The organism is Pseudoalteromonas luteoviolacea (assembly GCF_018100925.1).
Taxonomy (GTDB): Bacteria; Pseudomonadota; Gammaproteobacteria; order Enterobacterales; family Alteromonadaceae; genus Pseudoalteromonas; species Pseudoalteromonas obscura.
This window is the reverse complement of the sequence record NZ_JAGJEH010000003.1, coordinates 138,447-161,749: the sequence shown is the minus strand read 5'-3', so window position 1 is coordinate 161,749 and position 23,303 is coordinate 138,447. Positions and strand designations below refer to the sequence as shown.

Sequence of the window (23,303 nt, the reverse complement as noted above, 5' to 3'; positions counted from 1 at the left end):
TTTTTACTGGCTACTGTATGTCAAAGTTCGCTTTCCCTTTGACCTGTGTAGGTACGTCAGAGATGATGAACTCGTCATTTTCTTTTGCTCCAGAATTAATTTGGATGTATTTACCACTACTGTAGCCAAACATTAGATTTCTCTTTGATGCGTTTAGGCCGTCATTTGAAAGCGCATACAGCATTGCAGGTTGAAATGCTCTTGCGTCTTTTGGATGTTCGATAAATAGCGCGTTTTCAATTTCATTGATGACAATATGTCCGTCAATACTGCGCTGGGGACGTGCACTTTTAGGTAATTGGTTAGGCAGTGCTATCTCTACCGTGACTGTATTATTTTGTACTTCCGGGACGATACGGTTCACCGTGCCATTAATCTTGTCTTGGTATGTATCGATAACTGCATTTTGACCAATTTCTATGTATTGAGCTTGGCTTTGTGGCACTTGGAGCATCGCCATCAGGCTATTGCTACTCCCTATCATTAAGATTTCCTGTCCGGTGGCGAGGCTTTGTCCTTCTTCAACAGACAGGCGTTGAATAACTCCATTTGAATCAGCACGTACTTCGAGGCGATTTACCCTTTCTTGTGCGATATGCAGCTCACCTTCAGTTTGCCTCATTTGTTGTTGGCTAATAATGATTTTTTGCTCGTGAACTTTTTCTAGAGTCGCTATTTTTGTGGTTTGGATGTCATATTGAACTTTGAGTTTGTTCAATGACGAAAGGTTTTTGATATAATTGAGCCTAGACACGACACCCGATTCAACTAATTGTTTTTCAGCCTCATGTTGCTGTTCCATTGCTTCTATGTCTGCCTTGAGCCGACTGAGCGTTGACTGCTCATCCAGCATTGCCAATTCTTGAGAGAGTTCTAGCTGCTTAAGGTTTGCTTCAGCTTGCGACATTTGTTTTTGTGCACTTTGTACTTGCTGATGCAGTTCAGGGTTATCGAGTACGACCAGTAAATCATTAGGTTTTACAATCGCGCCTGGTCGCTGAACTATTTTTTTAACCGTGGCAGGCGTCATGGTTGTCAATACACGCAGGTCATTAGGTATTAAGGTGCCAAACCCCTCAACTTTTACAGTAAATAAACCTTTTTCTACTTTAGAGGTAACCATAGACTCTCCATCTACGGCTGCTCCAGATTTAACTGTTAACATATATGCACTGGCGATGAGCGCTAAGCTCGCTGCGACGATAACTGGTTTAGATACTTTAGGCTTTTTCTTTTTTTCTTTTTTAATATCCATTTCAATGAACCTTTGAGTTCCTCACTAATTTTCCAAATCTATCATAGTGAGTAGGGCTTTTATCAATTAATTATGCTGTTTACGCTTATGTTATATGGTAAATAAAGTTTTTTATTTTATTTAAATTATTTGTTTATATAACAAGTTGCTCAGGCTCTATTGCATTGTCATTAATAATTGTTACGAGATCTTTTAGTGCATTTTTATGTGTTTCAATAAAGAAGTGGCCACCATCATAGTGATTTATACTTATGGGGTTTTTACTAAATCCTTGCCATAAAGACAGGTTGCTTTGGTTAACATCTCGGTCTTCTTTACCGGTAAAAACGGTGATTGGCACATTAAGCTGGTGGGGTAGGCATTGATATTCTTCTGCAATTTTGAAATCCGCTCGAATAGAGGGCAGTAGGAGTTCCATAAGTTCTTCTTGTGCGAGTACTTCTGGTGGGGTTCCCCCAATAATATGAAGCTTTTCAATGAATTCATGGTCAGGCTTATCACTCAGCTTGACCACATCTTCATTTGAATTAGGAGCTGGACTCCCCGATACGACAAGCTGTAGCGGTTGCCTAACTGTTAATTGCTCTAACTCTTTGGCGAGTGCAAACGCAACTCTTGCCCCCAAACTGTGACCGAAAAATAGGTAGGGCACATCGCTGAGCTGCTTAAAATCAAACAGTAAAGAGTTAACCAGTTCTTCCATATTATCTATAGCGGGTTCAGAAAATCTTTTTCCTTTCCCAGGTAGACTGACGACAAGGACTTCAATGTCATTATCAATATAATCCGGCCAATCAGAAAATGTGGTGTGACCACCACCTGCATATGGAAAGCAAAAGACCCTAAATCTCGGGCTTGAAACCTGATTAATAGGCAGGAAGGACTTAAGCACTTAATGCTCCTTATTATTATAATTATTATTCCTAAAATATTAATAATAGGTTAGAGGATAAGGGCTGGCTTATTGCTGAAATGCATTTTCCAGTTGGCTACACACTTCTTGCCTTAATACAACCAGGTTTGATGTTCTGCATAAGTGAAAACTTGACAGAAACTCTAGTTTACGCACCTGTAACCTATTGGGTGATGTTATTATCATAAGTCTAACTTTGTCAACAATTTGGTTAGCTTTAATTTACGTTGAAATCAGTTTTAGCGAGAGAGGGAATGGATTGCCATTTCGATATTATTTGTTTTCGACACGTTTAGTTAACGAATTTTCTAACTTGCAATGTTGGCCTGTATAAATTGCGGGCAGGGGGGCGTGAGTAGCTTTATTCGACAGTGTGGCGCGGCTGTATATCTACTTGTGGTGAGTTTTTATGTGTCTAAACTGTGTGAGAGAGTCAATTAAAGGCATTGTCACTCGTCTGTATGTGATTTGATGTTGTTGTTTTAAATGTGATTTATTTTTTGTTTAGAGATTTTTGAACTTCTATTGAAAATATTAAAACATTCATAATTTACAATGAAGGTGAAAATAACACTTTTAAGATTCGCTTTTAGTGAATGCCTTTCCAGCCCTTTATTGGCGCAGCGCGGCTAAAAATCAGGCAAAATTATCCATTGTTCTTAATGGTATAGGTGTGTTTTTTTGGTGCTTACTTCGTTGACAATGATGTTTCAATTGTGCAACTATTGTAATAACTGGTTTAATCATAATAACAGTATCTAGAACCGAAATGTTAAGGAGTTAATAGTGGGCTCTAGATTAAAAAATAATAACGCAGTGGTGATCAGTTGGTTTTTTAGTTGCGAAAATGGATTTTCATATGCAAAAGGAAGGTTTTTTAGTGGCAAAAGTCTTGTTCGTTTAGTTGTAAACGGATTTTTTAGCCTAGTCTCATTTTGTTGATCAAACCCCCTTCGCATTGGCTGAACTGCCACATGTCAATCACTGTTCTTATATAAAAATAATAAAAATCAAGAGATTAAATTTATGTTTAACCGCTACCCCATGCTGTCAAGGACAGGCGTGTTTCTGTTGCTACCTCTTATTTTGGCAGTCCTATATACATTCTCCTGGGTGAAGTCGACAATATTTGAAGAGGATTCAAGTTTTACTGTTCAAGGTATTGAGCAGGATATCTCTGTTACTTTTGATGAATTTGGGGTGCCGTCGATAGATGCGAATTCTGATCTAGACGCATTTTTTGCGATGGGTTTCTTGCATGCCAAAGACCGTATGTGGCAAATGGAAGTCCAAAGACGGATGGGCAAAGGCGAAACAGCTGAGATATTCGGACGAAGTAGTTTGTCTCAAGATATCTGGATGAGAACCTTAGGTTTACACGCGGTTGCAGAAGCTTCATGGGAGAATTACGACGACGATTTTAAGGCTGCAATGGAGGCTTTTTCTGCAGGTTATAACTCATGGCTTGCTCAAACGGATCAATTACCCGTCGAGTTTTCGTTATTCAATGTTGAGCCTAAACCTTGGACCCCTGTCGATTCAATTGTGATCGGCAAGTTGTTCTCGCTTATGTTGAGTTTCAACCTATCGCGAGAATTAGATGTTGTAAGAGCGATGAGTTTGCTGCCTGAACAGCACTTTAGGTCGCTTTACCCTGATATTCCACAAGCGCATATTTCTACATCAATCGCTGAGCAAACCACGCTGGATATTGAAAATAACTATGCGCAATTGCAAGCTCAGCGATTTGGTAAACAGAAAGATTTAGGCAGCAATGGCTGGGTTGTTTCGGGTGAACACACGACAAGTGGCGCGCCCATTTTGGCAAACGATCCACATCTTGGTATTGAGCTGCCATCAATGTGGTATGCAGCGAAAATCAAAGGAGACAAAATAAACAGTGCAGGTATGACTTTCCCCGGTCTTCCATTTGTCATTTTTGGTAAAAATGAAGATATCGCTTGGGGTGGTGCGAATTTTACGATAGATAAACAAGACATTGTGTTACATGAATTTAATCCTAATTCGCCTAACCAATACGCATCGAGCACAGGTTGGAAGCCATTGGATATTGAAGTGCAACAAATACACATCAAGTCTGAATTTCCTGATGCATTAAGAACAAAGCAACCGCCTTATGAGTTGTTCATAGCGCGCACTGAAAGTGGCCCAATCATTGATTACGCACCGGGCTCTCTGAATGGCATGTCGCTGAAATGGACTGCGCTTGACGCCAATGATTTGAGCTTGAAAGCACTGTTGCAGCTCAACTACGCTAAAGATTGGCACAGTTTCAGAAACGCTTTAAGCCATTTAGTGTCACCTTCATTAAATGTATTTTACGCTGACAGAGCGGGCAATATTGGCATGAGTGCATCAGGTCTTATTCCAATTAGAAAGGTGGGGCAAGGCAAAGTACCGGTACCGAATACGCAGTTTGAGTGGACAGGCTATGTACCTTGGGAAGAGATGCCCTATATTTACAATCCGCCTGAAGGCTTTATTGCCAATGCAAATGAAAATTACCTGCCAACGAGCTACCCGTATTTTGTCGGCAGTGATTGGGCTGAGCCGACTAGAGCAAACCGTATTAAAAGCATCCTGAAACAACGTATCGACAAGGGAGAAAAGGTCGATGCTGAGTTTAACAGAGTGATGCAACTGGATGTCGTGGATGACAACGTACGCCACCTTCAACGTATTCTGACTGAACAATATGGATTTAACCCTGAACAAACGATTCGAAAAGGCTTTCTGACTTGGGATGGCGATATGTCTTCGGATTCCCCTTACCCTGCATTATACGTTTCATTTATTGAGCACCTCAGAGAAGAATTAGTTAGACCGCACTTTAAGCTAGTTGGAAAGGGGAGTGTTTTAGATAACCGAGTGTCTAGCCTAGTAAGCCGTGTTGAGGCTGGCACTTTATTGAGGTTATTAGAGGAAGAGCCCTATTGGTGTATTAAGCAACCAGCACAGCAACAACAGGCGTGTATCACTGTTGTCAACTCGGCATTTGACAAAGCACAAGCTGAATTAACCAAACTTGTGGGTTCAAACCCTGATAACTGGCGTTGGTCAGAGATTGTAAGCCGCGAATACACACACCGCCCATTGGGTGATATGGAAGCATTAAAGTCATCCTTTAAAACCTACATTAGTGGTGATGGTACGCCCCACACAATCAATGTGGCGAACTATCGTTTCGATGAAGACGAAGGCTATATTCAAAATGCAGGTGCAACCTTCAGGCATGTTTTTGAACTGACACCTGATATTTCTTATCACTTTATTAATTCCACAGGTCAATCTGGTCATATTTATAGCGCGCACTATGCAGACATGATGTCCATGATGCGCACCAATACACTGATCAACAGCACCGAGTCAAAATCACAGTACACACTAAATTTGAGGCCAGCGGAATAATCATGCGAGTTATTAAAGAAATTACCAAATATGCACCAAACTCGATTTTTGTTTCACTCGTATTTGGTGGCTTAGCGGGTGTTGTTTACACCGGGCTTATCCCTATTTTATTGATTGGTATTGAAGATCTCGTCAATGCAAACCAAAGCGGTAACACAGCTGTTGTCCTAGGTATTCAGGTGTCAAATGTTGCATTAGCCGGGTTGTTTTTAGCACTGTGTTTTGCCATTTTGATATTTAGAGTGCTCTCTCAGACAATTTTGCTCAAGGCAAGCTTTTTATTTGCCACGTCTTTTCGCAAAAAGCTCTATGAAAAGGTGCTGGCAAGTAAGCTAGATAAACTAGAAGATACGGGTTCTGCGCGGCTAATTAATGCGTTAACAACTGACATCAATAATATTGTCGCCGGTGGTCAATCAGCGCCTGTACTGTTTATTAATCTGATCACCATTTTTGGTATGTTGATGTATGTTTGGGTGGTTAATTCAGCGGTGTTTTACTTTCTGATCATTGCGCTGTTAATTGGTGTTGTGACCTACCAAATTCCGCTCATTTTGGCTGGAAACTACTTTACTCGGTCAAGGGAGTGGAGAGATAAACTACAAGCTTCTTTTGAAGCCTTGTCTTATGGCACTAAAGAGCTCAAAGTCAATAAAACGCTCAGACAAGACTTCTTCCAGTCTGAGTTATTAAAGGCTGAAGAAAAGGTTAAGGACTACTCTACTAAAAGTAACATCGTTTACTCAATTACAGGTAACTATGGGGAAATGATCTGTTTTTTGGTCATTGGTACGGTTGTTTTTGCCTATTCGAATTATCAGCAAATAAGTAATAGCCAGTTGATTTCCGTGGTCATGATTATGCTTTATTTGACAGGGCCCATTGCGGCCTTGTTATCTGCCATTCCCAGTATTATGCAAGCGGCTATTTCATACAAAAAGCTCGATATTTTATACGATGAGTTGCAATCTGAAGGCTTTGCTGTCGATGTGAAAAAGCAGACCTCATGGCAGACTTTGCAGCTTAGAGATGTCGTATATCAATATGAAAAATCGCCCTTTTTTGTTGGACCAGTCAATTTATCCATTTCAAAAGGTGAGCTGGTTTTCTTGGTCGGCGGTAATGGTTCAGGTAAGTCGACATTAAGCAAGTTAACCTCTCTATTCTACAAGCCCACCAGTGGTGCACTCTATTTTGATGACGTACAAGTTGAAGATGCAAATGTAAATGGATTTAGACAAGGCATATTTACGATATTCACTGACTATTACCTATTCAAGAAAATCGGCTCAATTGATGAAAATGATCATCAAGAGATTAATGAAGTTAACAGGTTAATCGCAGATTTTGAGTTGGCGCACAAAGTTGAATACACCGGCTCAGGATTTTCACAAACTTCTTTATCTGATGGGCAAAGAAAACGATTAGCACTGATCTCTGCGATATATGAAGACAAAGAATTGTATTTATTTGATGAATGGGCAGCCGATCAAGATCCCGAGTTTCGGGAGCGTTTTTATCGTCATATTTTGCCAATGTTGAGGGCAAAAAATAAAGCTGTACTAGTAGTAAGTCACGACGATAGGTTTTTTGATGTGGCTGACAAATTAATATTTATGGAGACAGGGCAGGTTATAGAACAGCGCGAACACCAACACCGTAATCTTAACGCTAGCTAATACAGGTTTGAAAAAATGTATAAAAATAAATCTACTGTATTAAATATTGGCATCTTAAATTTGATGCCGGATTTGGATAATTACCAAAATGAACTTGAAACTTTGTTTTCAAGTTTGGGTATTTCGACAAAACTACACTGGCTGAAACTGAGCAGCAAACCCAGTTCAGCTTCTCAACCGACTGCACTTAAGCCTCCATACTCGTTGTACTCTGAAGTGACAGCAACGACCCAGTTAGATGGATTGATCGTGTCTGGTGCGCCGGTTGAAAAGTTGCCATTTTCAGAAGTCGTTTATTGGCAAGAACTACTGGCACTCATTAAGTCTGCGCAGCGTCGCGGCATTCCTCTATTGGGCATATGCTGGGGAGCGTTGGCAATCGCTAAATCCATTGGTATTGACAAAAAAGTGATAGAAGAAAAGCACAATGGCATCTACGACATGCAGAATAAGTCGTTCGGTTATAGTGCTTATTCGTGTTTAAAGCAAAGCTTTCCAATGCCCTTTAGCATTTATGCACATTTAAATGAAAGCGATGTCCATAGCCATCTAGTAAAAGGCGATGTGACAGTGCTTGCCGGTAACGATTGTTACCCTCATGCGATACTTCAAACAACGGATGAAATGAACACCATGTGTTTGGGTCATCCTGAATACACGTCGAATCGTGTTTTAAATGAGTGGTTGCGAGATGCTGCCAACAATCCCAACTCAGTGCCACCAGTCAATTTCGATTTAAATGACCCCAAACATTTTTGGAAATCCTATTCTGAACAATTTTTTGTGACCTGGTTGCAGCAACTAACCTCAATAAAAAAAGCTGCAATGGCACCGTTACTACAAGAATCAACAAATGGAGATGTCTTATTTTATGAGTAATCATGTTTATTTACGACCTGATGTTTATTTTGAACCGTTGTTTAACAAATGGTTTATGTGGCCGTATTTGATGTCACCAGCGACAGCAGCTATGAATTTAGTGAATCAGCATATGCGTTCAATGAAATCTTTTGTCGCGAACGCAAAGATCCACGCAAAATCAGTCAAGGCAAAGTCAATGACTGGCAGCTCGCTGATGAATTTACCGTTATCTCAGGTTGATGATGTTAAGCAGCTAATAGCAAAATCTCGCGACCAATATGGTGATTTATTTGAGCTAGTAGATGCCATCAGTGAACTGGACAAAATGTTATTGTCAGAGGCCAAAGGCATGTCACTTGAGCCTCTTTATGAAAAAATACCTGATCCGCTTCGAGGTCTTGTAGAGCTATGTTATGACTTGAATAACCAGCCGTCATTTCGCTTGATAGAAAGCCTATTTTATAAAACATCCTATTATAAAGAATGTGCCCAATCTGTTTGCTTGGGTCGCCTACACAGCTCAGAAAGAAAGTTTGTACTGTCGACCCCAAGATTTGCTGATGACGATCATTTGCACCTCAATATTCCACTCAATCATCCTTTTGTGAACACGCTATTTAGTATGCGTGATGTACCGCAAGAGCTCGATGACATCGCGGCCCAATTTGAGGCACTCGATATTGAGGGAAGCTTAAGTTTCGAAGAGTTATTTACAACTACGCCCCCGAAGAAAACCGCAAAGCCCGTTGAACAGGGTAAGGTTGAGATCGACTACCTTGGACATGCGGGTTTGATGGTTAGAACTGCAAGTGCAACTGTGATGGTAGACCCTGTTCTTGCATATATGAACGATGAGGAAGTGAACAAAGTCACTTTTGATGATTTACCAGACTCCATCGATTGTGTGATGGTCACTCATACGCACATGGACCATTTATGCATTGAAACCCTATTGCAGCTCAAGCACAAAATTAAGCAAATTGCGGTTCCTAAGAGTAACTCAGGTATGTTAGCTGACCCATCAATGAAGCTGATGCTAAATGCACTGGGGTTTTCAAATGTAGTTGAAGTAGAAGATTTAGATACCTTTGATCATGAAGACATCACAATAACTGCAATGCCATTTCTTGGTGAGCATGCAGACGTCAATATTCGCAGCAAATCTGCATGGCTCATAGAGTCCAAAGGCAAAAAGATCATGGCAGCAGCCGACTCGTCCAACATAGACCCCTATTTGTACAAAAGGCTCAACGATTTGTATGGCGATGTTGATGTGCTGTTCATCGGCATGGAGTGCACAGGCGGGCCGCTAAGATGGTTATACGGCGCGTTGTTGACTTCACCAGTTTCGAGTGAAGTTAACGAAAGTAGACGTTTTAACGGTTCAGACTACAAAGCCGCTTCAAGCATTGCCGCCGCGTTCAATGCGAAAAGTGTATACGTCTATGCTTTGGGCATTGAACCTTGGTTTGGCTATTTCATGGGGATCTCTTACAACGAGGATGACGAGCAATTGGTTCAGTCAAAAATGCTGGTTGATGAATGTCACTCTAAAGGCATACCAGCAAAACAGCTGCAAGGAAGAGAGCACTGGGTTTTTAGTTAGTTGCCAATAAATCACAGGTCTCAATAAAAATAATAAAAGTAAGAAGATATACATGAATTCAATAGTTGATGTTTTGCAAAAAAGAGCGTTGAGTGAACCGCAACAGCCAGCGTTTACCTTTATTGATAATAAGAATGAAGAAACCATTTCCTATGCTGAGCTAGATAGTGTTGCGCGTGACGTAGCTGGTCGCTTGTCAAATTTAACGCAGCCTAACGAGCCGGTACTCTTATTGTGCCCCCCAGGTTTAGAGTTCATCAAACTGTTTTTTGCATGCCTATACGCTGGCCGCATGGCCGTGCCACTTTATCCTCCGAGGTTGAAGCAGCGCACGGAGCGGATAAAACAGGTTGTTGAAAATTGTAATGCGCGCATCGCGTTAACGAGCAATGGCTTGCATGACTCACTGAGTGACTATTTATCAGAGCATGATGACTTGCAAGGTGGTCAGTTGTTTAGCTTATCAACACTGAATCAAGTTGACGCAGCTGATGTGTTGGCATCTGTGAACAGCAACGACACAGCGTTTATTCAGTATACCTCTGGGTCTACTGGGGTACCAAAAGGTGTTGTTGTTAGGCATGACAACATAGTGGCAAATATCCAGGGTTTAGAAGCAAATACTGGGTGCTCAAAAGATGATATTTTCGTCAACTGGCTGCCCCTATTTCATGACTTAGGGTTAGTTAATACCATATTACTACCTGTCTATTTTGGCGCTCACTCTATATTGATGGCACCAGCAGCGTTTGTCCAAAAGCCAAGCTTTTGGCTTCAGGCGATCAACAAGTATCGCGGAACAATTTGCGGAGCGCCTAACTTTGCTTACGACCTTTGTGTAGATAAAATTCAAGAAGACGCCCTAGAAGGCTTAGATCTTTCTTGCTGGAAAATTGCATTTAACGCAGCAGAGCCTATTCATGCCGCTACATTGGAGCGATTTGTTGCCAAGTTTAATACTGTTGGCTTCAGCGCATCGGCATTATATCCCAGCTATGGCATGGCAGAAGCGACGGTGTTTATTAGTGGTGGTCAACCGCAAAGTGCCCCCGTAGTAGTAGAATTTGATAAAGCTGAACTGGCAAATCGACGCGCTAAAAAAGCGCAGACAGATGGCCAGCGTTTAGTAAGTTGTGGCCAAGTACCACCCAAACATACACTTAAGATTGTTGACCAAGACACTAAAGCGACATTGCCTGATGGTCAATGCGGTGAGATCTGGGTATCAGGCCCAAGTATCGCGCAAGGCTATTGGGGCGATGAAAGCAAAACGGCTGAGGTATTTAACGCGTTTACTTCTGAAGGAGATGGTCCATTTTTGAGAACGGGCGATCTTGGTTTTGTATTCGAAGAAGACCTATATATTGCAGGTCGGATCAAAGATGTGCTGATTGTTAGAGGTGCTAACTATTATCCTCAAGATATAGAAAAATGTGTCAGTGATCTGCATCCAGCTTTTGTAAACCATAGAGCCACAGCATTCACAACAGGTGAAGGGCCATCGCAGCGCCTTGTGGTGGTGCAAGAAGTTTTTGCCCGCGCTGCGCGTAAAGAAAATCTGGGTGACTTAACGGCACTAGCTCGACAAGCGGTGGCAGAGCAGTTTGATTTAAAAGCAGAAATTATTTGTATTCGTCAAGGTACACTTAGTTTGACCTCAAGTGGTAAAGTGCAGCGTGCAAATACAAAAATGCTATTTGAATCTGAGCAGCTCAACATCTTGTGTAATGAGGGGCAAAGCGACAAACTAGATACCCCTATGACATCTATGAGCAAGACGGAAGCTCAGCTACATACGATTTGGCAACGAGCCTTCAATCAAGCAGATATCAGTGTAGATACGAACTTTTTTGCGTTAGGGGGGGACTCTCTCGATGCGGCAAAAGTGGTATCAGAGATTGAGCGCACTTTTGCAATTCAGCTTAACCACGAGCACTTTTATGCTCACCCGACAATTCGTGAACTTGCTACTGAAATAGATAAGCTGAGTGCTATTGATGGTGCAGTCACACCCCAAAACACAATACCTGCATCCGGTTTAATGGAAGCGCCTGCTTCTTATGGGCAACAGGCGTTGTGGGTATTAGATCAAATCGAACATCAGCGCGCAACACTCAAGTTACATGTCGCTTTTAAGCTACAAGGAAAAACCGATATTGCCAAACTTGAATGGGCAATCAATCAAGTAATTACTCGCCATACGGCACTGCGCACGCGATTTATAGTCAAAGACGATACGCTGATCCAACAAATTGTCGAGCCCTATATAGTGGCACTTCAAAATGACTTGGTAACGATACCAGCCTCTGATCTTGATGCTTTTTTACAGCGTCATGGTCAAAGTGACTTCGACCTGGAAAGCGGTCACAACTTGCAAGTAAAAATCGCCCAGTTAGGCGATGATGAACTTGTGTTGAGCTTCTTGCTGCACCACATCGTGTTTGATGCTTGGTCAGCAGAGCTGTTAATCGAAGAAATTAACTGTTTGTATAACGAGCAGCAGCCGCTAGGGGAGCCTGCACTCTCGTATATAGACTGTACACTGTGGCAAAAACAACAAGGCCATCTAAATAGTGGCATTGAATATTGGCAAGATGTGCTCGCAGGTGCGCCGGAGCTACTGCTGTTACCATACGATAGACCTCGCAATAAAACCCAATCATTCGCAGGCAGTCGTATCACTCAATCGTTAGATTTATCGATTCAGCGCAAACTAGAGCGCCTCGCAGCATCGCATCAGACCACCTTGTACACTGTGATGCTGTCAGCCTATCAGGTCTTGTTATATAGACTAAGCGGCAGCAAAGACATTGTTATCGGTACAGACAGCGCAAACCGCCAAGTGAGTGAGACCATGAATGTCATTGGTTACTTTGTGAATCAATTGGTATTGCGCCAAGTCATTAATGCGGAGCATTCACTGTCACAGTTGATTGCTGATAACCACAATGTGGTGAATGGTGCGTTGAACCATCAACATCTGCCTTTTGACTTGCTTGTTGATAACTTGAAGTTAAAGCGAAACTCAAGTTACTCACCACTTTTTCAAACCAAGTTTATTCTCAACGGTAAGGCGAATTTGCAATTGGCGCTGTCCGATGTCGCGGCTTCTAAAATTGAGATAGCAACCAATACGGCACAGTTCGATTTAACACTGAGCATAGACAAAAATGAAACGGACAATTGGGATATCAATTTCCACTACAACACGGCATTGTTTGACGCACAAACCGTGGAGCGTTTCCTTGCAGATTACCTTGTGTTGCTTGAGCAGGCGGTGAGTGAGCCGAGTCGCGAAATTAAGGACATTAGCTTAGCGTCACTGTGTATCGACGAGTATGAACAAGCACACAGAGGCAAGGTTGTTGACGCAGAGTCCATTCCCGACTTTGTTTCAATGTTTGAGCAAGCTGTCGCGCAGCATCCAAACAAACAAGCAGTGGTGTTTAATGGACAAAGTTACAACTATGCGTATTTAAACCAGTTAGCCAATCAGTTTGCCCACTTTTTACAGGATATTGATGTGTCGAGTGGTGCCATCGTTGGTGTCCATATTGAGCGTTCACTCAAACAAGTCGTGGTACTGCTGGCTTTAGCCAAATGTGGCGCAACATTTTTGCCGCTAGACCCAGCTTATCCAGTAACTCGGATCAGAAATATTATTGCAGATGATGAACTTGACCTGATTGTTACTACAGATCCTGAACATGAACACTTGTCTCATTACGATGGCGCGCTGTTAGAGTTAGATGATGAATACAGCTTGCTAGAAGGGGAGCTTGAGAGCAACCTTACTCAATCGGCAACTGACTCGGGGTTGGTGTATAGGCTTTATACCTCTGGCTCAAGTGGCGTACCAAAAGGCGTTAATGTGAGTCGTCGCTCGTTTAACAACCTGTGCAACTGGTACATTAACTTCTCTTCAATGAATACACACAGTGTTGTATTTCAACCTATTCCATTGAGCTTTGATGCGTCGATAAAAAATATCTTTGCACCTTTGATGTGTGGCGCGACTTTGGTATTGCCTGAAGAGGGGACTTTTGACGCAGAGCATTATGCAGAGTTGATTGCGACAAATCAGGTCACACACATTAACTGTGTTCCAAGCCTGTTCTATGCATTGGTTGATGCGACTCAACCAGATGATTTTAGTGCACTGCATGGCATGCAGTTCGTCGCATTTGGTGGAGAGGCAACAGACTTGGAGCGCCTTAAGCCATGGTTAAGTCATGCAAAATGTCACGCACAGATAGCGAATATCTATGGCCCGACAGAGTGTACTGATATTAGTGCTGCCTATATTGCACCAGCACAACAAGTGGCACAGTTAAAATCCCTGCCAATCGGTAAGGCGATTGACAATATGACGCTATACGTCGTTGATGAAGAACAAAATATTGTGCCAACCAACCTGATTGGCGAAGTACTTATTGCCGGTGCAGGCGTCAGTGAGGGTTATCATAACCGGGCATCGCAAAATCAGAGCAGTTTTATTGAACACGCGGTAGGAAAGTCTGCCAGATTTTACCGCACAGGCGATCTGATGAAAGTAAACAGTGATGGCTTACTTGAATACCAAGGTCGTGTGGATGAGCAGATCAAGATCAACGGTATGCGCGTGGAAACCGCAGAGATTGAAGCACTATTGCAAGCGCAATCTGGTATTGCTTCTGCGCTTGTGGCAAAGGTAGAAAATCAATTGGTTGCCTACTACGAAACGTCGAGCTTGACTCCTCCTACAACAGCTCAGCTTAAAGAGGTTTTAAAACAGAACCTTCATCAAAATTGGATCCCAAAACACTTCGTTCATATGTCCGAAATGCCACTGCTACCGAACGGCAAAATAGACAGGGATAAATTGGCAAATACAGCTTTGCCTGTATCTAGTGAACCAAGCCTTGTCGTCGCGCCAGAAAACGACCTAGAGCAGTCATTACATGATGTGTGGTGCCAAGTGTTGGAACAAGAAGCACTGAGTGTAATAGAGAGCTTTTTTGATCTTGGGGGGGATTCAATTACCGCTGTGCGAGTGATTGCATTGGTGAAAGAGCAAGGTTACCTGATGTCGGTTGCCGACATTTTTGAACAGCAAACAATTCGTAACTTATGCCAATCAGGCAGCATGCAACCAGAACAAACTGAGTCTGAAAATAATCAAGATGCGTCATTCGATATGCTGAGTGAAGAAGACAAACTCATTCTCGAATCATTAAATATTAGCTAGAAAAGAATAATAAGCATAAGGGCTATATAAATGTCACTTAATGTACCCAATAAAGTTGTAGATGCTTACCCGTTAAGCAAAATGCAGGATGGCCTACTATTTCATTACAGTGAAGAGCAAGATGAAGTGCTTTATCACGATGTATTTCGCTTGAGAATTAGTGGAAAGTTCGATGAAGAAAAGTTTGTCAAAGCGATTGCTTATTTACTTGATAGGCACCCTGTACTGAGAACTGCATTTGAGTTAGTCAAATTTAGTAAGCCGATGCAATTGGTTTATGCCAATGGCATTACACGCTTTGACGCACAGGATATTTCTGAGCAAAGCGCTGAGCAGCAATCGGAATTTATTGCCGAACATATTGAGAAGTTACTGCATACACCTTTCGACCTATCTGCGCCAAGCCAGATCCGCTTCTCAGTGGTCGAGGTAAAGCCAGCAGAGTTTCAGCTATTTATTGATGCGCATCACATCATTCTTGATGGCTGGAGTATGGCAAGTTTAATTTCCGAGTTGCTGCAGATGTATTTAAGCCTACAGGGCTTGTGTGAGTCACCAATTCGACCTCAAAACGGGCTTACCTATAGGGACTTTGTCAAAGCTGAATTGCTTGAAAACGACAATGCAGTGGCCAAATCATACTGGCAAGAGAAGCTCAGTGATCATGAATACAGCCCAGTAACATCTAAAGGTGAGTCACAAAAAATAGCGGTTAGTACGCTGTCTCATGGCTTGCCGATACTGGCGCTAGAACGCTTTTGTGAACATAATAAATATCGCCTAAAAGACGTACTCATGGCGGCCTACTTGCGTGTGGCCGCAATGCTTACAAGCCGCACTGACACCACTGTCACATCTGTTGTGAATGGTCGATTAGAAGAAAAGGGCGCTGAGCATGTCGCAGGCCTGTTTGTTAACTTGCAGGCTATAAGGGCGGACTTGAGTTCACTGTCGTGGCGTCAATTGATTGAACAGGTGATTGAGCAGCAAAAAGAGCAGATGCGCTTTCGTCGCTATCCTTTTGCTAACATCGTTCAGCAACAGAATAACCCAATCAGTGATTTTTGTTTTAACTTCGTACACTTTCATGTCTACAAAGGGTTGCAGGGAATCGAAGGGTTCCAAATCCTTGATGGCGAGATAATTGAAAAGAGTAACTTTAAAGTTTCGACCACCTTTAATCTAAAAATGACAGGGGAACTAGACCTGTTATTGAGCTATGACAAAGCGTCAATTTCGACTGACTTTGCCGAGCGAATTTGTGGTTACTTTCAGCGTGCAATTGAACAAATTATCGATAGCGTCGACAGCCCAGTGATGAGCTCAAGCCTGTTGAGTGCAGAAGAGACTAGCCATTTACTTGATGGCTTTAATGGTATTTATCCGCAAACCTCCAGTGTAACGCGCTGCTTGCATCAGGAATTCGAAGCGCAGGTAGAAAAATCACCGGATGCAATTGCAGTGGTGTTCAATAATGAAAAACTGACTTATCAGCAATTAAATAGCAAAGCAAACCAACTCGCACAGTACTTAAAACAACAGCACAACATTGGGCCTGATTCCTTGGTTGGGCTGTGTGTTGAGCGCTCAACAGAATTAATTTTGGGCACACTGGCGATTTTAAAAGCGGGCGGTGCATATGTGCCACTGGACATTCAGTATTCAAAGTCAATTATCACCAAGCGTATAAACGATGTTGGTTTGCAATTGGTTGTCACCAAAGACAGTTGTGCTCACCTAGTTAGTGAGGCAGCCCCGAGTGTGGTTAATGTATCTGACTGGACGACCTTTGAATCATTCGACACCATCAACTTAAACGATAGTCAACATGTCGATACTTTGGCATATATCCTCTCGACTTCTGGATCTACTGGCGAACCCAAGCTTATCAGCATGCCTCACAAGCCTCTAGTCAATATGATCCAAGGTATGAGAAGTAGCTGTACTGAAATGGACAAAGCACACAGCGTTTTACAGTTCTCGTCTATTGCATTTGATATGAGCTTTACAGATATATTCCTGGCACTGCTTCAGGGCGGCACCTTGCACATGATAGGTGAATCTGAGCAGTTCAATGTAGAACTCCTTGTACCGCTTATCATAGACAAAAAAATCAGCATGTTGAACTTGCCTTATCCTATGCTGCAAATGCTCGCTTGCTACTGTAATGACAATGATATTTACCTCAGTAATGTTGAAGTGGTTATTTCGACAGCGGCGCTATTGATAGTAACTCAAGAAATCAGAAGGTTCTTTAAGCGACACAGTCAGATCCGTACTGTTAATCAGTATGGGCCTTCTGAAACACATGTTTGTACATCTAATACCATGTCCTTTGATGTTGATAGTTGGCATGACAGCATTTCTATTGGTAGCTCAATTGCGAATACCCACTGCTACGTGCTTGACCAGTGTGGAAATCTAGCACCATTAGGTGTGAATGGTGAGTTATATATTGGTGGTGATTGTGTTTCTCGTGGCTATTTAAATAATTCCAAGTTAACTGAGCAGCGCTACGTGCGCGACCCATTTGCGCAATCTGAGCAAGCACTGATGTACCGCAGTGGCGACATTGTGCGTTGGCTATCCAATGGAGAGTTAGAGTACGTAAGCAGAGCGGATGATCAGGTAAAAATACGAGGTTTCCGGGTTGAAATAGGCGCCATCGATACGGTGTTAAGTAGCCTTGCTGGGATCACTGATTCCTGTGTAATCGCGGATGTAGAGAACGATATGCTCATTGCATACTTCAAGAGCGACGAAGCGATAGATCTTGAGCAAATGAAAAACAGCTTCCGTGAAGCTCTGCCAGATTACATGGTGCCAGGTGCATTTGTAGCGGTCTCTGACTGGCCGCTAACGGTGAATGGCAAGGTCGACAAAAGAAAGCTTCCACCAGTATCCCAGCGACTGACAGAGAGTAACTACCAAGCCCCAGAAACTGAATTGGAAGTATTGATTGCTGGTGTTTGGCAGACTTTGCTTGATGTGCCACAAATTAGTCGCACAGATGACTTTTTCAGCCTTGGCGGCCACTCAATTTTGGCGACGCGGTTGGCGGCAGTATTGAGTGAAGAATTAGGCACAAAAGTGGCGCTTAAGCAGATATTTATGCAGCCTGTTTTAAGTCAGCTAGCCAGTGCAATTGAAAGCTTGCTGCCTAAGCAAGCGGAGCGCATTGAGCGAGCTGATCGCAACCAAGCCTTACCACTGTCATATGCGCAGCAAAGACTCTGGTTGCTAGACAAAATTGAAGGTCAAAATGCACACTACAATATTCCAGCAGTCCTAACTCTTAAAGGTACGCTGAACGAAGGTGCACTGGTAGCGAGCCTTCAGGAGCTGGTTGACCGTCACGAGGTATTGCGTACGGTTTATCGTCAGCAGGGCTCAGCAGAGCCGCTTCAATCGATTTTGTCCGATGTAGATATGCACGTGCCTTTTCATGACGTAAGTGAGTTGGCGACTGAGCAGAAAAATGCCAAAGTTGAGCAACTTATTGAGTTAGAAAAGGGTGAAGGGTTCAATTTACAGCAAGATCTGATGCTCAGAGCACACTTAATTAAAACAAGTGAATGTGAGCATTTACTTCTTGTAACAATGCACCATATCGCGTCAGATGGCTGGTCTTTAACTCTATTTATCAATGAATTTTGCGCACTGTATCAAGCGAAAGTAGAAAAGCAGCAAATTAACCTACCGGAACTGCCTATTCAGTATGCTGATTATGCCGCTTGGCAAAGGCAGGTTTTGCAAGGGGAAACCCTCTCAAAGCAAGTCGATGCTTGGCAAGAGAAATTGCAAAACTTGCCTGTTGTTCATCAGCTGCCGCTCGATTTTCCAAGACCAGAGGTGCAAACCTTTTTAGGCAAAAAGTTCACTCACCGCATTGGTAAAGCCACCTCAGACAAGCTATATCGTGTTTGTGAATCACTTAAAGCAACATTATTTATGGGGCTACATGCTAGCTTTAGTGCCTTACTGTCTTTGTACAGCAAAGAGGAAGATATTGTTGTAGGCAGCCCAATTGCTAACCGGGAACAAGCGGAAGTCGCAGATCTGATCGGTTTCTTCGTAAATACGCTGGTGTTGAGAAGTGACTTAAGCGGCCAGCCAAGTTTTCTTGATTTGATAGCCCAGAGCAAAGAGATGTTGTTGTTTGCTTACGAGCACCAACAAGTTCCTTTTGAGCAGTTAGTAGAAGCATTGCATCCTGAACGGAGCGTGCAGCATAGCCCACTTTTCCAAATCATGCTGACGCTGCAAAACAATGACAAAACTGAGTTTAACTTACCACAACTTGATGTCGAGGTGCATGATAGTGAAGAGATCGGTGTTAAGTATGATCTAGCGCTGAACGTTTCAGAAGACGGATCTGGATTGTTATTGGAGTGGGAATACAACACGGAATTGTTTGCAGAGAAAACCATCGAGCGAATGGGGAGTCACTTTGAAAGACTCGTCGCTAGCTTGGTTGAACAGCCTGAGCTGGCTTTTTCTCAACATGAATTCATCACAGATGAAGAGCGCATCTGGCAAGCGGGTGTTGGCACTGGCAGCGCAATTGATATTGACTCCGTTGGTATGGATGAGTTGTTTGAGAGGCAAGTTGCCAGCGCGCCAAATCAAACTGCATTAATTTATCAAGGCAAGCAGACCAACTACGCAGAGCTCAGTGAGATGGCGAACAGTGTCGCGCACCGTTTAGTTTCACAAAACAAATCAGAGCAGCAATTAGTGGGGGTGCTTGTTGAGCGCTCAGAATTAATGGTAGCTTCGCTGCTAGGTGTTCTTAAATCTGGTGCGGCATATGTTCCACTTGACCCAAGTTATCCCGTTGAACGCTTAGATTATATTATTGAACATGCTGGGATTAGTTGTATTTTGACTACCCAGAGCATGCAAGGTTTAATCGCCCCCAGTGATGATATTGACGTGATCTGTGTTGATCAATTGGCGCGTAACCCTGAGCTTGTGGTACGAGAGCGTCGTGCCTCAAACGCTGAAGAACTGGCATATGTGATATACACATCTGGTTCAACTGGAAAGCCTAAGGGTGTGCAAGTTACGCACGGTAACATTGTGAACTTTTTCACCGGTCTTAATCATTATTTTGCACCGCACGAACCCCCCCAGCGTTGGTTAGCAGTAACCAGTATTTGCTTTGATATATCAGTGTTAGAGATTTTTTGGACCCTTTGCCAAGGCCATGAAGTTGTACTGATGCCTGAAAAGCCAGTCAAAGGGCTTGTTTCAAATGAGGTATTGGCAAGCTTAGATGAGCCTACTCGACGCCGAGTGGAGTTCCAGCAGTCGATGTTTTCTACACAAGCTTTGTCTGTTCAAGACGTTCAAACACTGATTATTGAAAATAACGTGACGCATCTGCAATGTACGCCGTCATTCGTGAAGGGATGGAACCGCTCTGCACAAGGGGTTGCAGCACTAGGGCAACTCCAAGCACTACTGGTTGGTGGAGAAGGCATTGCAACCCAAGAAGCAAACCTACTACTGGACCACCTAGGTGGTCACATGTTCAATATGTATGGCCCAACAGAGACAACAGTGTGGTCGTCAATTTCTGAAATTAAGAAAGATCAACTCACCATAGGGCAGCCAATTGTAAATACGCAGTTTTATGTGTTGGACAAATGGCAGAAACCGGTGCCGCAAGGACATGTTGGTGAGCTTTTAATTGGTGGGTTAGGTGTGACATCTGGTTACTACAACAGTCCAGAGTTAAGCGCACAACAGTTTGTATCTATGCCAAATTATTCACCCACCACTTTGTATAAAACTGGCGATTTGGTGCGTGTCAATGAATTAGGCCAATACGAGTTTGTGGGCAGACTGGACAGCCAAATCAAGGTAAACGGCTATCGCATTGAACTGGGTGAAATTGAGCGTGTGTTGCAGTCTTTATCACAAGTAAAAGACGGTGCTGTCTTGTGTGTAGATGGTGATAACGGCAACAAACGTCTATTGGCATTTGCTGTTACCCAGCAGGATAGCACTGATTTTGAACTACGTTCGGAGTTGAGCCTAAAACTCGCCAATTATATGGTGCCAGAGCATGTTTATCTGTTGGATAGCATGCCTCTTACACCAAATGGAAAAACCGATAAAAAGTCACTGTATAGTTTAATTACTGAACCCACAAAAAGCACATTTTTAGCGCCTGACGGTGACGATGAACTGCAACTCGCCAGCATCTGCGCCGATGTCCTCGGGGTGGAAGTGAGTGTGATTAATATGCGGGCATCGTTTTTCGAAGTGGGTGGTCACTCACTGTTGGCAACCCAGTTTGTAGCATCACTCAATGCCAAGTTTGGTATTGAGTTAACCATGCGACAGTTATTTGAATTGAATGATTTAGCATCATTATCCAAGCACATATCAGATCTGCAGATCCATAAACAATTAGAACAAGAATTAAGAAATTTATCGCACGACGATATTGAAGAGGTAGAACTGTAAATGAAAGATTTGTTTATCAAATTGGCAAAAGAAGGTGTTGAAGTTTACCTGCAAGATGGAAAGCTTAAAGCGCGTGCACACAAAGGTGGTTTAAAGCCTGAATTACTAAACTTAATCAAGGAAAATAAAGCACAATTATTGGCTTACTTAAATGAAGCGCAATCACAAAAAGTGTCTGTTGAGCACAGTTCAATTGCGCAATTTTGTGCTGAAAACACCGATGAGCCTATCTCTTTTCAGCAGCAAAGAATTTGGTTTATTGATCAGCTTGAAGGCAGTTCTAGCCAATACAATTTACCTTTATCTGCAAAAATAAAAGGGTGTTTTGACCTAGATATTGCGCAGCAGTCATTTGAAATTTTACTCCAGCGACATCAATCACTGCGCACAAACTACCATGAGGTAGGAAACGAAACGCAAGTCAGTGTTCAGCCTCAGTATTCGTTCAAAGTCACTGAATTGGACCTCAGCCATCTAAATGTCGATGAGCAGCAAATTGAATTAGAGCAGTTTACTCAAACGTTCCACGCGCGCGAGTTTGATTTATCCAATGATGTGCTAATCGATTGCGCGTATGTGAAGCAACAAAGTGACCTTGGAGTTTTATTAGTTGTCGTTCACCATATCGCGTCAGATGGCTGGTCGATGCAAGTGCTCGTCAAAGAGTTTATTGAAACCTACCAGGCTCTATCTGCCGGTCAGCAACCAAATCTACCTGAACTGACAATTTCCTATTCGAATTATGCGAACTGGCAAAGAAACTGGTTGCAACCTAATGTGATAAGCCGCAGTGAGTCATTTTGGTTAGAAAACCTAAGTGAAGCCCCGAGCTTACATAGCCTGCCTTTAGACAGACCACGTCCAGTTAGCCAAAGTTACAACACAAGTGTGTGTGTTTCAGAGCTTCCAAGTGCGCTTTTAGCGTCCCTTAAACAGTTGGCAGCAAAAGAAAATTGTACTTTATTTATGCTCATTCATGCGGCGTTGTCCCTCGTGCTTATGCGTTATGGGCGCTTAAATGATTTAGTCATCGGTACACCAGTTGCGAATCGAAATCAGGCTGAACTGGCTAATATGGTTGGCTTCTTTACCAACACAGTGCTGCTTAAAAGTACACAGCCAACGTCAGGTACTTTCCAAGATTATCTAAAAGAAGTGCGTGAAGTAAATTTATTGGCCCAAGAAAATCAAGATGTACCATTTGAGCGCATTGTTGAAATTGTAAACCCGCAGCGCAGCACAGCTTATGCACCGTTGTTCCAAATTGAGCTCAATATGAATAACACCGGAGCGCATAGCAGTCGCTTCGAATTTGCAGGCTTGGAGTTGGAAGTACTTAAAGACTTAGATCTGAGAACGCCGTTAGATCTGATGGTGTCTGCCAATGAGCTTGATGACACGTTAGAAGTGAAATTTATTTACTCTTCAGACTTGTTTGATGCGGCCACAATCAACCAGTTATCGAACAGCTTGGTGCATGTACTGGCAACGGTTGCTGCCGATATAGATGTAGATCTGGCAGAGCTATCATTGCTAGATGACACCCAGCAAAGCCTAGCACTACCAGATTTCACGACTACACCATCAGCAGATTATTTTCATCAACTGGTAGAGCAGGCTGCGGACTCTACCCCTGATGCGATTGCAATCCAAAGCGACGCTGGCACTATCACTTATGCAGAGCTAAATGCAAAAGCCAATCAGCTTGCGCGCAGTATGCAAGACAAAGGGTTGGTGCGTGAAGACCGTGTCGCAATTTGTTTGAATCGCTCGATTGAATTCGCTATTTCAATGCTAGCGGTTGCTAAGTCCGGCGGGGCATTTGTTCCCGTAGACATTAGTATGCCAGAAGAAAG

The 23,303-nt window shown here is 42.8% G+C and carries 9 protein-coding genes (1 of these 9 only partly in view); 7 read left to right on the top strand and 2 right to left on the bottom strand.

Annotated elements, in window-relative coordinates; all coding sequences use genetic code 11:
* Positions 1 to 10: 10 nt before the first annotated feature.
* On the bottom strand, positions 11 to 1,255 hold the full coding sequence (locus J8M00_RS06610; RefSeq protein ID WP_211009529.1) for an HlyD family secretion protein: 1,245 nt from the start codon (positions 1,253 to 1,255) through the stop codon (positions 11 to 13).
* 133 nt (positions 1,256 to 1,388) lie between these two features.
* Positions 1,389 to 2,147: a thioesterase II family protein gene (locus J8M00_RS06605; protein ID WP_211009528.1), complete on the bottom strand. Its 759-nt coding sequence runs from the start codon at positions 2,145 to 2,147 to the stop codon at positions 1,389 to 1,391.
* 1,083 nt (positions 2,148 to 3,230) lie between these two features.
* On the opposite strand from J8M00_RS06605, the gene J8M00_RS06600 reads away from it, so the two are divergent.
* The 7 genes in view from J8M00_RS06600 to J8M00_RS06570 are tightly spaced (at most 52 nt apart) and all read left to right on the top strand, a layout consistent with a single transcriptional unit that may run on beyond the window.
* A complete protein-coding gene (locus J8M00_RS06600; RefSeq protein WP_211009527.1) occupies positions 3,231 to 5,597 on the top strand; it encodes a penicillin acylase family protein in 2,367 nt (788 codons plus the stop codon).
* A 2-nt stretch (positions 5,598 to 5,599) separates the two neighbouring features.
* On the top strand, positions 5,600 to 7,276 hold the full coding sequence (locus tag J8M00_RS06595) for a cyclic peptide export ABC transporter (protein WP_211009526.1): 1,677 nt from the start codon (positions 5,600 to 5,602) through the stop codon (positions 7,274 to 7,276).
* A 15-nt stretch (positions 7,277 to 7,291) separates the two neighbouring features.
* Positions 7,292 to 8,155, top strand: coding sequence for a homoserine O-acetyltransferase/O-succinyltransferase family protein (locus J8M00_RS06590; RefSeq protein ID WP_211009525.1), 864 nt, complete (start codon positions 7,292 to 7,294; stop codon positions 8,153 to 8,155).
* On the top strand, positions 8,148 to 9,743 hold the full coding sequence (locus tag J8M00_RS06585) for an MBL fold metallo-hydrolase (protein ID WP_211009524.1): 1,596 nt from the start codon (positions 8,148 to 8,150) through the stop codon (positions 9,741 to 9,743). Before J8M00_RS06590 ends, J8M00_RS06585 begins: the two co-directional genes overlap by 8 nt.
* 52 nt (positions 9,744 to 9,795) lie before the next feature.
* Positions 9,796 to 14,970: a non-ribosomal peptide synthetase gene (locus tag J8M00_RS06580; protein WP_211009523.1), complete on the top strand. Its 5,175-nt coding sequence runs from the start codon at positions 9,796 to 9,798 to the stop codon at positions 14,968 to 14,970.
* Between the two features lie 30 nt (positions 14,971 to 15,000).
* Entirely contained in the window at positions 15,001 to 21,447 is a 6,447-nt protein-coding gene (locus tag J8M00_RS06575; RefSeq protein ID WP_211009522.1) for a non-ribosomal peptide synthetase, read from the top strand.
* On the top strand, positions 21,448 to 23,303 hold the beginning of the coding sequence (locus J8M00_RS06570; RefSeq protein ID WP_211009521.1) for a non-ribosomal peptide synthetase. 10,636 nt of this gene lie beyond the right edge of the window; only the first 1,856 of its 12,492 coding nucleotides appear in the window; its start codon is at positions 21,448 to 21,450; its stop codon lies beyond the right edge, outside the window.

What these genes read in the sequence shown, in the direction of transcription:
- J8M00_RS06610 (WP_211009529.1), bottom strand. Translation starts at nt 1,255, where the DNA reads ATGGATATTAAAAAAGAAAAAAAGAAAAAGCCTAAAGTATCTAAACCA.
- J8M00_RS06595 (WP_211009526.1), top strand. Translation starts at nt 5,600, where the DNA reads ATGCGAGTTATTAAAGAAATTACCAAATATGCACCAAACTCGATTTTT.
- J8M00_RS06590 (WP_211009525.1), top strand. Translation starts at nt 7,292, where the DNA reads ATGTATAAAAATAAATCTACTGTATTAAATATTGGCATCTTAAATTTG.
- J8M00_RS06585 (WP_211009524.1), top strand. Translation starts at nt 8,148, where the DNA reads ATGAGTAATCATGTTTATTTACGACCTGATGTTTATTTTGAACCGTTG.
- J8M00_RS06580 (WP_211009523.1), top strand. Translation starts at nt 9,796, where the DNA reads ATGAATTCAATAGTTGATGTTTTGCAAAAAAGAGCGTTGAGTGAACCG.
- J8M00_RS06575 (WP_211009522.1), top strand. Translation starts at nt 15,001, where the DNA reads ATGTCACTTAATGTACCCAATAAAGTTGTAGATGCTTACCCGTTAAGC.